This window comes from Paraflavitalea pollutisoli, from assembly GCF_029360705.1.
Classification (GTDB): Bacteria; Bacteroidota; Bacteroidia; order Chitinophagales; family Chitinophagaceae; genus Paraflavitalea; species Paraflavitalea pollutisoli.
Map to the genome: position 1 here is coordinate 160950 of NZ_JARKMX010000004.1, position 13091 is coordinate 174040.

Sequence of the window (13091 nt, forward strand, 5' to 3'; positions counted from 1 at the left end):
TTAATATCAGTCAGGCCCTTGCTGGCTGCCTTCGTTATCTTCATTCTTTACTGGAACATCGTTCAGAATCATTTACTGCGCACGCTCTCAGTGGGTATCGTGCAGCATGAACCATTCATTACCATTAACTATTGTCTATGCGAAAATGCTACGCAGTTCTATTGCTATTGTTTGCACTCCATGCAAGCGCCCAAAAACAGGTTTATATTCCCCGCATTTTTTCAACCGATCCCGCCTTGAGCACCTGGTCATACAGCCGTTCGGTACAATCAGAAAACTTTGTATGCTTTTGGGGGCCGGTAGTTGGAGAACATCCGGAAACGTATGCTGATCCCAACCTCCGGTTTACGCCGGCCCATGTGCTGGACACATTGGAGAAAGTGTATCAGAAATTTGTGCGGGAAATTCATTTTGTTAAAGATGATGCTACGACTAACCTGGGCAAGTATAAGATCATCGTCGTGATCAACGATACCTGGCCACCTGGTGGCCCCACCGGATGGGCTTTCGGCAGCAGCTATGATGAAGTGATCGGCGCCATGTGGGTACATCCCAATGCAGTGCGGGATGGGGCTGTGCTCAGCCATGAGCTTACGCACTCCTTACAGGGACAGAACAATATCGACCGCAACCTGGTGGGAGGGTTTAGAAATCAGTCTACAGGGTCCTTCTGGGAAACGCATGCCAACTTCATGCGATTGCAGATGTATCCGCAATTTGCCAAGGAAGATGCCCCTCGCTGGATGGCTACCCGCAGTTTCCAGTTCTCTTCTACCCGTCACCACTATTGTGCTTTTAATCTCCTGTTGACGATACAGGAATTGGACAGCCTTGGCATGGTGAACAGGATCTGGCAGGAGTCAGCTGCCAATGAACACCCACTAATGACTTATCGCCGAATCAAGGGCTGGACACAAAGTCAGCTAAATGATTTTATATGGAATTATGCGAAACGTGATGTCATCGCTGACTACAATGTGCTGGGAACCGGTGCTTTCATACGCGCCGAACGTCGCCGGTTGCAGAATGCAGAGCCGCACAACCTGTGGCGCCAATATACTTTGTTGAAACGGGTGAGCGACTCGCTACCGCGCTTTGTGGTGCCCGACTACCAGGCGCCGCAGGATTATGGCTATAACATTATCCCTCTGCATCCTACCTGCGCCAACAGGATCGTGAAAATAAAATTCAAAGGACATGCCGAAACGGCCGGTGCCGGCTGGCGGTATGGTCTTGTGGCCGTCAAAGCAGATGGTTCAACGGCCCGCTACAGTGCATCCTATTCCTCGCCTGAGGCGGAGGTGACATTTGCGATGAAGGAAGACGAGACGTCACTGTACCTCGTGGTAGCGGGTGCGCCCACATCACATACTACTTATGTGTGGGAGGCAGGCTTCCCCAAAATAAAAAGGTTTCCCTATGAGATCAGTGTCAGCAATGCCTTGCCCGAAGGTTACCAGCCAGGTTTCCGGGAGGAGTTCAGATCGGCAGGCCGGATACATGCCAACGGCGGCGGTTGGGTGAGCAACAGTGCTACCGTGGATGCCAGTGTGTATGTGGGACCGAAGGCCATCGTGCGCGGTACTTCCCGGCTTACCGGTAATGTACGGATAGAAGGTACCGCCTGGGTAGAGAATGCCTTGATCAGCGACCAGGTCGTGGTGAGCGGTAATGGGCGGATATTCGGCGGCACTTTCAGCGGCAATGTGAAGGTGACTGACAATGCGATCCTCAACTATTGTACGGTATCGGGCAACGTGTTATTGAAAGACAATGCACTGGAGTGGGGGGCCACCCTGGGCAACAGTGTAGTCGTAGGCGGTGATGCAGAGATCGAAAACTGTAGCACCAATGGTGTCTACCTGCAGACGCCCAATTCCAACAATGGTCGTGCTGCCTGTGATGGTAAAGGCGCGGCGGATGTGTCGAATATCGACATCAATCCTGTGTATACTTTGTTCTCCAACCAGGAAATGTCCATCAGCGAGTCGCCCGCGTGCGTTCCGGTGGAGTTTGTACAAAACCTCGCACGCACGGCCACGCCTTCCACCTCCTTTGTTTCTTCCTGGGAATCGCTGGCTGCCATCAATGATGGTTTCACACCTGCCGGCTCCGGCGACCGCGGACATGGCGTATACGGCAACTGGAACAATCCCAATTCTTTTCAATGGGTGCTATATGAGTGGCCACAAGCCTACCTCATCAATAAAACCGAAGTGTATTGGTTTGATGATAATACCGGAATACGTGTTCCGGACACTGCCTACGCGGAATATTGGAAAGACAACGAGTGGGTTGCTCTCGGCAGCATACCTGTACAACGGGACGCATTCAATACGGTGTTGCTGAACGGTATCCGTACCAATAAGATCAGGTTGTCCATGCGCAGCAATGTTCAATCGACAGGCATTATCGAATGGCGCGTGTGGGGTTCCGAAACGGCCTTACCGGTACCAGGCTACACCTTGTTGTCTTTTGCGGGCACACGTACAGACGGCGCCAATCAATTGCAGTGGGAAACGATCTCGGATGAGTCCATCGCCCACTATGAATTGGAATATGGCACCGATAGCATTCACTTCATCAAGGTAGCTACCCTGGCTAAAAATGCTGCACAGGCCTATCGTGCAACGCATGCCAGCAACAGCAGCAACAGTTACTATCGTGTACGGCAGGTATTTACTGCCGGCAACAGCGTCTACAGTACTGTGGTAAAGATCAGTACCCAAACAGAGAACATTGCCCTGGTGGCTACGGCATCAACTTCTTATGTATCGCCCTGGGAAACACTCGGTGCGGTAAACGATGGCTTTACGCCATTGAACTCCGGAGATAAGAGCCACGGGGCATACGGCAACTGGTACAGTCCCGATTCGCTACAGTGGGTCGCCTACGAGTGGCCAGCCAATTGTGTGATCGATAAGGTTGACCTCTATTGGTTTGATGATGGTGGGGGCGTGCGTACACCCACCATGGCTTTCCTCGAATACTGGAATGACACCGCCTGGGTAAAGGTGGCCGATGTTCCGCTTGTAAAAGATGCCTTTAACCAGGTTGCCCTGCACGGCCTCAATACCAGTCGCCTGCGTGTAGTGATGAAACACAATGTAGAATCAACCGGTATCCTGGAGTTCAGGGTATGGGGCTATTTCTCCCTGCCGGCCGCTGAAAGGTTGATCGTATTGCACAAAGATCCGGCGGCCAATAAGCCGGTTGATAATACCATTCACAACCAATTACAGGTGCAGAATGAAACCAGTGAAGCGATCCCTTACAAAGACATCAGTATTCGCTATTGGCTGACGGCGGAGGATTTTGCCCCCATGACCAACCTGTACACCGACTACGCGCAATTGGGAACCGATAAAGTGAAAATGCGTTATGTGAAATTGCCGGTACCGCGGGAAGGAGCTTACGGTTACCTGGAGTACCGATTCGACAGCACTGCCGGTAACCTGATAGCCAATGGCAATTCTGGTCCTATACAAACCAGGGCTGCAAAGAGCAACTGGACTAATTTCCAGAAAATGAACGACTATTCTTATACGCCTGCCATAGCGTATGCGAAGAATGATCGTATCACAGTGTACCAAAACCAGGTATTGGTGGGCGGCACCGAGCCTTTGGAAGTGCCGGTGGTCAACAACCTGAAAGCATACAGCAGAAATGCCGGCAACAATACCAATACCATCGCCAACTATGTAAAGCTGAACAATGAAGGCAACACACCCGTCAGCTATACAGACGTTACCCTCCGTTACTGGTTTACGGCAGATGGCAGCCAGGTGGTCAATTACTACCTGGATTATGCGGCCATGGGCAACCAGTATGTAAAGGGGAAAGTCGTGAACCTTGCCGCGCCGTTACAGGGGGCAGATAGTTACCTCGAGTTGTCGTTCACGGCACCGGATAGTTTGTATCCGGCCAGTACCACCGGTAATATTCAACAGCGCATGGCAAAGACCAACTGGAGTGCCTTCACGCAGTCCGATGATCATTCATTCCGTCCTGCGGAGGTGTTTACCGAGAACGCCCACGTGACCGTATATGTGAAAGGACAATTGGTGTACGGCACAGAGCCCGCGGAAATGGCGGTCCAGTTGTTGACGGCCCGGGCCGCTACTTCGACCCCCGTGAAAGATGCCTTTGCAGTCAGCCTGCTGCAAAACCCGGTACCCGGCAATGCGGTAACCGTGCTGGTACTTGGCGCGGCCAATCAGCCGTTGGAAATGGTGCTCACCGACATCACGGGTAAAGTGGTTGCTGCCAGGAAGGTATCGTCCGCTTCGGCATTGGAAAAGCAGCCGTTCTTACTGCCAGGTTCGGTGTCTGGCGTTTATTTCATTAAAGTCATGAAGGGGAAAGAGACGAGGACCGTCAGGGTAGTTCGTTTGTAACCCGATAGCAGACAATTGTACAGGTCTGACCGGCCTATCCGGTCAGACCTTTTTTATAACTTCAGCAACCCCATCTTGTGCAAGGTATTCACCGGCTTATTATCCCAGAACAATTCAAAATCTTCCAGGCCCGCATCACGGTAGCTGTCCATGACCTCCTGTAACGTATAGGTCTTTGCGTTGGTGATGGAGAGCTTGCTGAGCATGTCGGCCAGCCAGTCGCCTTGTTCGCGGCCTACACTGATGCTGTATTTCTCCTTTCTATCCTGGAAGGTCAGGGAGGTCATCTCCCAGCTATTGCCTTTTTTACTTTTGGTAATATGCTCCACGGCAGGTTGCCGGCCCAGCCACACGATCTTGGTAGTAGGCCTGGCCGCAGCAAACTGATCCTGTGTAAGCGTCTGCGCAATATAGTCCGGAGCCACTTTCGTTTTCGGTACTTTGAACTCGAACCATTTCTGCAAAGGGTCCTGCAGGCCGATGCCGTGCATGAAGTTGAACAAAGACTTCTTCAGCCCAAAGCTGAAGGATTCATGATCGGCGCCGGTATCGTCGATGTGTACGATGTCGTTGTTGGCAAAGGTGGGTGTGTTGTCGTTCTCGCGGCGCACATTGAATTTTGCGGGTTCGAGACCTACCGGGCTGTGCGCCGTCATGGTAAACAAATGCCAGAAGGCCGATTGCAGGATGCCTGCTGCAAACATCTGGCGGATCATCTCCATCGAGTCGATCGTTTCCTGGGCCGTCTGAGTCGGAAAGCCGTACATCAGGTAAGCATGTACCATGATACCGGCTTCGGTAAAGTTGCGGTTGACCTGGGCTACCTGGGCTACGGTAATACCTTTCTGGATCAGGTCGAGTAAGCGGTCACTGGCTACTTCCAATCCACCCGATACGGCAATACAGCCCGAGCGCTTCAGCAAGAGGCAGAGGTCGCGGGTGAAGCTCTTTTCAAAACGGATATTCGTCCACCAACTCACGACCAGTTTGCGTTTAATGATCTCCAGTGCCAGGGCGCGCATCAAAGCGGGCGGCGCGGCTTCGTCCACAAAGTGAAAACCATTTTCACCGGTCTGGGCGATCAGTTGCTCCATGCGATCGCAGAGCAGGGCGGCCGCAATGGGTTCGTAGAGGCGTATATAGTCCAGCGATATATCGCAGAAGGTGCATTTACCCCAATAGCAGCCATGCGCCATCGTGAGCTTGTTCCAGCGGCCGTCACTCCACATGCGGTGCATGGGATTCACTACCTCGATGGCGCTGATGTATTTGTGTAGCTGGAAATCACTGTAATCGGGCGTGCCTACCTGCCCCTGTTTGTAATCGCTGCAGGCTTTGTTGTTGAAATAGGTGACCTGCCCGTCTACCAGCGTAAAAGTGCGCTTCAGCTCTTCCAAAGGCTTAATGCCTTCCACATGGTGTATGAGGTTCTCGATGGGTGCTTCGCCATCGTCGAGGGTGATGAAGTCATAGAACTCGAATACACGTGGATCGGTAAGGCCACGCAATTCAGTATTGGCGAAGCCGCCACCCATCACCACTTTCACGCTGGGATAGTGTTGTTTTATCCACTGCCCGCATCGTAGGGAGGTATAGAGATTACCGGGAAAGGGTACGGAGATGGCGACCAGTTTGGGCTGTACGGCCTGCATGTGTTGTTGCAGCAGGTTGATAAGTAGTTGGTCGATAAACGTGTAGTCCTTTTGCAGGGCTGCGTATAGTTCGTCGAAACTATTGGCGGAGCGCGCAAGGCGTTCCGCATAGCGGCTAAAACCAAAATGTTCGTCCACACATTCTCGGATGAGGTCACTCAGGTCTTCGAGGTACATGGTGGCCAGGTGCTTGGCCTTGTCTTGCGTACCCATGGAGCCAAAGGCCCAGTCGAGGTCTTCCAGTTGGGCAAAGCGGCCTGCCTCTGGGAGAAAATCGCGTTTGCAGATGCGGTGGGCAAGGGTAGGGTTGTGGCCTTGCAGAAAGAGGATGGCATCGTCGATCGTAGAGATATAGTCATCCCGTAAGGCGATGATACGGGCAATATTGTCGTTGATAGCCTGGGGCGGCTGAGCGTCGATGCGTGCAAAAAGCTCCTGCAGTCCCTGGCGGTTGAAGAGCGCGACGGTGGTTTCGATACCCAGGTCGGCCTGGAAGGCGGTGATATTCCGGGTGTTGAGGAATCCCTTCAGGTAGGCGGTCGCCGGGTACGGCGTGTTCAGTTGTGTAAAAGGCGGCGTCAGCAAAAACACGGTAGCGCTCAAATCATCGAATTTGGCGCAAAATTACGTCAATTCAGGGAAGTGAGCGGCCGGCGGGCGCGGAAGGTCTGAGAATTGCAATCGGGGATCGTACCATTCAACTTCCTTTCATATGCGCACCAATACTATCCAAACCGACTTGTTGGACATTGTTTATCTCGACCAGGGGCCAGCCGACGGGTCGCCTGTTTTCTTGCTACATGGCTGGCCCGATGATGTCCGGAGCTGGCAGCACATCGCACCCATATTGAATGAGAAGGGGTTCCGAACCATCACGCCGTATTTGCGCGGTACGGGGGAGACCCGCTTTCTACGGGAAGACACGATCCGCGATGGCCGGGCAGTAGCGCTGGCGCAGGATGTGATCGACCTGGCCAATGCATTGAATATTGAACAATTTCAGGTGGCAGGAAACGATTGGGGAGCGCGCGCCGCTTATCTATTGGCCGCATTATTCCCCGAACGGGTGAAGCGGATCGCCGCGCTGGGACTGGCTTTCCAGCCCAACGGTCAATTCCACATGCCTGGGTTTGAGCAGGCCCGCCGGTTCTGGTACCAGTGGTTCATGTATATAGAAGAGGGCGCAGCAGCCGTTGCTGAAGATCCGGTGGGTTTTGCCCGGATACAGTGGGATACCTGGAGCCCGGCGGATTGGTACAACGAAGCCGACTTTGCAGCCACGGCACATAGTTTCCTCAACCCCGACTGGGCTGCCATCACCCTTCAGGGTTACCGCAGCCGGTTCTGCACGGAAAAGACTGATCCTCTGTATGATATTCTGTCCCAGCGAATGGGCGCTATCGGACAGCTGAAAGTGCCGACGCTGGTGATCGTGGGCGGAGAGGATGGCTGTGATCCGGCTGAGCTGTCAGAGAATATGGAACACTGTTTTACGGCTGATTATAAACGGGTGGTGCTGGAAGGTGTAGGTCATTTCCCGCAGCGGGAGGCTCCGGTCAATGTGAGTGCGTTGCTGGGGGATTGGTTTGGGGGGAAATACCCATGACCGCAAACTGCCCAATCACCGTATCATGCGTTCGCTATTGTGGCAAATGAAGATCACTCATCCCATTCAGGCCCAAATGTATAAAAGTATTGCTCTTCACCGATCCAGGTCCACTGCAGTTTGTCCTTTAGGTGATATAGGTAATGTTCCAACGCATGCAGGGAATAGGAAGCCTCCCCAAAATCAATAATTCGCTTCCTTTTTCCCTGGTCGTCGATGAGCACCGTGATTTGTGGACTGGTGTCGCTGCCATGCTCCGGATAGGAATCGCTAAGTGCAGGAAAGTTGACCAATTGTAGCCATTGAGTAAGCTCTTTCTTTATTTCAGGGGGTAGCCAGCCTCTATAGGTACCGCCGGGTAGCTCATTTTCTGTACGCCATGGTGAAGTACTTTTCAGGTAGGTGACAGAATCGTTTTTGAAGATCAAGGCAAATGGTTCAATACCCATCGCTCCACACATAGCATACCTGAATTCCTGCATGGTAAATTGGCCGGGGGCGCCTTTTTCTATAAAAGCGTCCATGGCAAAACGGATGGTGTCCGTGCGTTCGGTGCGTTCAGTCTTTTTACTGTACCTTTTAGAATGATAGTCGATGATATTGGTTAGTATATAGGTTGTATGCTCAAGCGCTATTAGTCGTGCTGCGATGAAGGAGCTGTTACTATAATTGGTTAAGTCTTTTAATAGAAAGTCGTTATTCCCCCTGTCCAGTACTACAAAAGCCAGTTGCCGGCCGCTTGTGTCAAATCCATTGAACAGCAAATCCGTAAGGCCGTTGCCGTCGATGTCGGCCTTTTCGTAGGGGCGAATCCCTAGTCCGCGCTGCCGCTGTGCGACATATTTTTTTATGAAATACCTTTCAGGCTTTTGGTACGTAATGCGGTACCAATCGTGCTTAAGCATTCCCACAAATGCCAACACTTCCGCACTGTCGCGCAGTGCATCGATCTTTTGCGCCCGCAGGGCGGCTGGGGTAATCATCGTGGCCAAGATCAAGTAGATAATCAGACGCATAAGCAGGTTTGAAGTTAGTGGGAAAGGATATGGACAAGTCCTGGCAGGCCTGCCCGTCGCGGATACGCCCGGGATGCCGTTCTAACGTAGCAGGCAGGTATAACCGTATATGGCAACCGGTAAAGAAACGTTAAAGCATAGTCCAGCAGGCAGGAACCATTATAGCGATCATCGCTAAGTTCGATAATGCTTCACTGGCCTGCCACCGGCAGTGAGCAGCAGCTACTGCTTCAAGACCAGCACGCTACCCGTTAACCGGGAAGAGACCCACTTCAACGATAGGTACCAGGCTGAGCGCCCGCGACGGATCGCTGGAAAATGACCGTTCCCTTTTTGGGGCCGCCGCTTACGCGTCAAATCACCTATATTGATGATAGGCAGCGCCGGATGGACAGTGTAATTTGCCTTTTATCAAACCAACCACATGACAACCCACCTATCCTCATCGGCTACACCGGTGAGCCAGGCTGAGCGCATCAGCCTGCTCGATTCCCTGCGCGGATTCGCCATTCTCGGCATTCTACTCATGAATATCCCAGGGTTCGGTTTACCCGCTGGTGTCGGGTACGATCCTTCTATCTGGAAGGAAACGGGGATCAATTACCAGTTGTGGTACTGGATGAGCCTGGTGCCGGAAGGTACCCAGCGGGCCTTGTTCTCCATGTTGTTTGGTGCGGGCATCCTCCTGTTTACCAGCCGGGCAGAAAAGAAACTGGAAGGGAGCTGGCCAGCGGATTATTTCCTGCGCCGGCAATTGTGGCTCCTTCTCTTCGGTCTTATCGATATCTGGCTGTTGCTCTGGTATGGGGATATCCTGTTCGACTATGCATTGTTGGGTATGTTGATGTTCACGTTTCGCCGCTTGCCTGCCAAAAAGCTGATCATAGGCTCGGTCATCTGCCTGCTCTGCATGGTGGGGCGCGAAACACGCGATCTGTACGTGGATAAGGCCATCATCACCACCGGTGAACAGGTAGCGGCCATCGATACCACGAAAACCAAGCTGACAGTGCAACAAAAAGAAGACCTCGCTGCTATGACGGGTTTCAAGGAAGAAAGCAGTCACGCCTCGAAAGTAAAGCGCATGGAAAAAGCCATCCGGAAAACACAAGGCTCTTTCGGTGATGTGTACGAGTATCGCGGCGATACCTACATGCGTTTTCTCGTACGCTATCTCTATTACAGTCCCTGGGATGTGTTGACCTTCATGTTCCTCGGTATGGCCTTCTTCAAATTGGGTATTATTACCGGACATGCTTCGTTGAGGGTATATTGGATCATGGCCATTGCGGGACTTGGCATCGGGTTGACGCTTTCGTACCTGCGCCTGCTGGCAACCATCCAGCATGATTTCAATTGGTATGAGAACGCCAAAAATGAATTCATAGACTTGTATACGCTTTCGCGTTACGCCCGCAGTATTGGTCTGCTAGGTCTGCTGATCCTGCTCTACCGGTCTGGCTGGTTCAACTGGTTGTTTAACCTGATGAAGCCGGTCGGACAAATGGCTTTTACCAATTACCTCACCCAATCCCTCCTCTGCGGCCTTTTCTTTTATGGGGTAGGCTTTGGTAAGTATGGTAAGCTGAACCGGTTGGAAGTTTATTATGTCGTACTTGCGGTATGGTTTATCCAGATCATCTGGAGCCACCTGTGGTTAAGGTATTTCAATTTCGGCCCCTTTGAATGGGTTTGGCGTAGCCTGACCTACTGGAAAAAGCATCCGATGCGGAGGCAGGCGAAGCCTGGAAGTAGGGAAGTAGGAGCAACTGTGTAGCCGGAATTGAGATAGACTGATGGTGTAAAATAAAATGAAGCAACCAGCGCGGTGGCAGTGTACGGCTGGCTGCATAATTGCAGACATGGTTTAAACAAAACTAGGTACCATGTCAGCCGTTCTCGTCATCTTCCCTGGTCTCTCTTTTAATTATGGTGTTCTCGACCACGCGCTTGCCTTTGCCAGGCAACAGCATACGGATGTACAGGTGCTCTTTCTGGTGGAGCCACCTGTTGAAGAGGACTACCTGTTTCCCAGCGATATCGATGCGGCTGAATCGCTGACCGACATTGCAGATGCCGTCGATGACGACCGCCGTTTATTGCACAGCAAGGCAAAGCTGATCCGCGATAAGGCGCAGACAGCCGGTGTCGCTTGCACGGTGCGGGTCAGCAACGACGCATCGGTCGACTCCATACTGGAGGTCGCGGGCAATGTAAGCAAGATCTTTGTTGACGGAGGAGCCGGAAGAGAGGAAGGGGCGGCAGGTTCACTCGTTGATCCGAAGGCTTTATCGGAAAAAGCGGCCTGCCCGGTGGAAGTTATTGAAACAACTTAATTGTTTTAAACTGCTACTGCTTTCACAGCCACCGCTTTCTTGACCTTGTTAGCCTTGTTGGTCTTTGTTTTAGCTTTAACTTTCTTTACTTTCTTTTCCTTTTGCTCTTTTTTCTCTTTCTTTTCAGCTTTTGCCTTGATGCCTTCGGTGAGCAACCGCGCTGCCTTCTTGATGCGGCGGGCAAATTTCTTTTGTCCCAATGTTTCTTTCAGGTCCGTCAGGGTAGTTGTCAGTTGCTCGCTGACGGCTGCACGGGTTTCTTTTTTCTTGGAAAGGGGCTTGCTCTTCTTTTCAGTGTTCTTACTCGTGGACATGTGCTATTTGATTTGATACAATTTACGAAATGATAACGTTGCGATAATATAAGGATAACATAAAGGTAGTATTTGGGTTTATCTCCCAATGTTAAGTTTTCTGGCGGTGAGCAAGCGGGTAGAAACCGGGTAGGTTAGGTAGTAGTATGATTGTCAGTGGGGATGAATCCGGCAATGGCGGAATGGGGGCATACAGGGGTGATGTAAGATTGCTGCTATTTGTTGTCGTTTTCGCCACTGATGGGCAAATGTCTGTACACCGTGCAGCAATGATAAAAGGCCAATAGGCTGTGGCGGGGTGCCCGTATCCGTCCGGGTATATTTTCAGTTGACCGATTACAGCTTGATCTTAAAGATGTCACGCAGTGCTTTGCGCGCAGCATGGTGGCCGCACATGCCGTGTACGCCGCCGCCGGGTGGGGTAGAAGAAGAGCAGATGTACAATCCACGCGCTGAGGTATTGTAAGGCGATAAACTAAAAGCAGGTCTTGTATACAGTTGACCCAGGTCGAGGATACCTCCATTGATATCGCCCCCTACATAGTTGTTGTTGTATTCCTGCAGTTGTTTGGTGTTGAAGGTGTGACGCGCAAGTATGCGTTTCCGGAACCCGGGGGCATAGCGTTCTACCTGTTCTTCGATGATCGTGGTCATGTCGACGGTAGAGCCATTGGGTACATGGCAATAAGCCCATGCAGTATGTTTGCCGGCCGGGGCCCTGCTGTCATCAAACAAGCTCTGTTGTGCCAATAATACATAAGGCCGTTGCGGATGACCGCCTTTGGCAGTAAAGGCTTCGCTGGCCGCAATTTCTTTAAAAGTAGAGCCCAGGTGTACCGTGCCTGCCTGCCGGCATTCAGGCGCTGTAAAGGGAATGGCCCCATCGAGCGCCCAGTCTACCTTGAATACGCCCATGCCATAGCGGAAGCGTTGTAGTTGCCATGTATAAAAGGCTGAGAACTTGTCGGCCGCAATCGATAATAATTGCCGGGGTGTAATATCAAACAATACCGCGTGTGCTGAGGGCAGTTGTTGCAGGTTGCTGACATGGAATCCCGTTTGGATCGTGCCGCCCATTGATTCAAAATACGCAGCCAGTGCTTTCGTTACACTGATGGCGCCGCCTTTCGGCACAGGCCAACCGTACAGGTGTCCCGAAGCGCACAATACCAATCCGATGGCAGACGTAGTAAGGTTCGTCAGTGGTTGTATAGAATGCGCCGTCATGCCGGCCCAAAGGCCTTTCGCTTTTTCTGTCCGGAAGCGAAGGGCGATCGTGGCGGCCGAGGGCAATGCTTTGAGTCCGAAGGCTGCGAGTTTTAAGGGATTGCGGGGAAATCGCAGCGGTCCCAGCAGGTCTGGTGCCAATGCCGGGAAATCGCGCACGATGGGACCCATAAACTGCAGCCAGGTTTTTTCATCCTCCCCGAGCAAGCTGGCTGTTTCTTCCACTGAACCTTTTAAGATCGCGGCACTACCATCGTCGAAGGGATGCGCCGCATCGATGGTCGGGTAGTTGTAGGTAAGTCCAAATTGTTGCAGGGGAAGGGTGGAGAAATAAGGAGAAGCAGCTGCGATGGGCAGGATGGCGGAACAAACATCGTGGTGAAAGCCGGGCAAGGTGAGTTCCTGCGTACGGGTGCCGCCGCCGATCGTATCTTTCGATTCCAGTATGAGTACCGATAACCCTTGCTGCTGCAGCGTAATAGCGGCTGCGAGACCATTGGGTCCCGATCCAACAACAATAGCATCGTAGTCGCGCTTTTCCAT

At 52.1% G+C, this 13091-nt stretch carries 8 protein-coding genes; 4 read left to right on the plus strand and 4 right to left on the minus strand.

The window, feature by feature from the left end:
* The first annotated feature begins 137 nt into the window (after positions 1-137).
* A complete protein-coding gene (locus P2W70_RS10535) occupies positions 138-4397 on the plus strand; it encodes a DUF6055 domain-containing protein (protein WP_276481413.1) in 4260 nt (1419 codons plus the stop codon).
* A gap of 53 nt (positions 4398-4450) precedes the next feature.
* Here the strand turns inward: P2W70_RS10535 and P2W70_RS10540 are convergent, their stop codons facing one another.
* A complete protein-coding gene (locus tag P2W70_RS10540) occupies positions 4451-6652 on the minus strand; it encodes a B12-binding domain-containing radical SAM protein (RefSeq protein WP_276481414.1) in 2202 nt (733 codons plus the stop codon).
* Positions 6653-6761: 109 nt separating this feature from the next.
* Here P2W70_RS10540 and P2W70_RS10545 point away from each other — a divergent pair, with 109 nt between their 5' ends.
* On the plus strand, positions 6762-7655 hold the full coding sequence (locus P2W70_RS10545; RefSeq protein WP_276481415.1) for an alpha/beta fold hydrolase: 894 nt from the start codon (positions 6762-6764) through the stop codon (positions 7653-7655).
* 53 nt (positions 7656-7708) lie between these two features.
* Here the strand turns inward: P2W70_RS10545 and P2W70_RS10550 are convergent, their stop codons facing one another.
* Positions 7709-8671 (minus strand): hypothetical protein, encoded by a 963-nt coding sequence (locus P2W70_RS10550; protein WP_276481416.1) that lies wholly within the window; start codon positions 8669-8671, stop codon positions 7709-7711.
* A 424-nt stretch (positions 8672-9095) separates the two neighbouring features.
* On the opposite strand from P2W70_RS10550, the gene P2W70_RS10555 reads away from it, so the two are divergent.
* Together P2W70_RS10555 and P2W70_RS10560 are read left to right on the plus strand one after the other, a co-directional pair.
* The gene (locus tag P2W70_RS10555) at positions 9096-10448 is read left to right on the plus strand and encodes a DUF418 domain-containing protein (protein ID WP_276481417.1); all 1353 of its coding nucleotides are present in this window, start codon (positions 9096-9098) and stop codon (positions 10446-10448) included.
* A 109-nt stretch (positions 10449-10557) separates the two neighbouring features.
* Complete coding sequence (locus P2W70_RS10560; protein WP_276481418.1) at positions 10558-11007, plus strand: hypothetical protein; 450 nt, start codon at positions 10558-10560, stop codon at positions 11005-11007.
* A 5-nt stretch (positions 11008-11012) separates the two neighbouring features.
* Here the strand turns inward: P2W70_RS10560 and P2W70_RS10565 are convergent, their stop codons facing one another.
* Together P2W70_RS10565 and P2W70_RS10570 are read right to left on the minus strand one after the other, a co-directional pair.
* Positions 11013-11321: a hypothetical protein gene (locus P2W70_RS10565; protein ID WP_276481419.1), complete on the minus strand. Its 309-nt coding sequence runs from the start codon at positions 11319-11321 to the stop codon at positions 11013-11015.
* 336 nt (positions 11322-11657) lie between these two features.
* Positions 11658-13091, minus strand: coding sequence for a phytoene desaturase family protein (locus tag P2W70_RS10570; RefSeq protein WP_276481420.1), 1434 nt, complete (start codon positions 13089-13091; stop codon positions 11658-11660).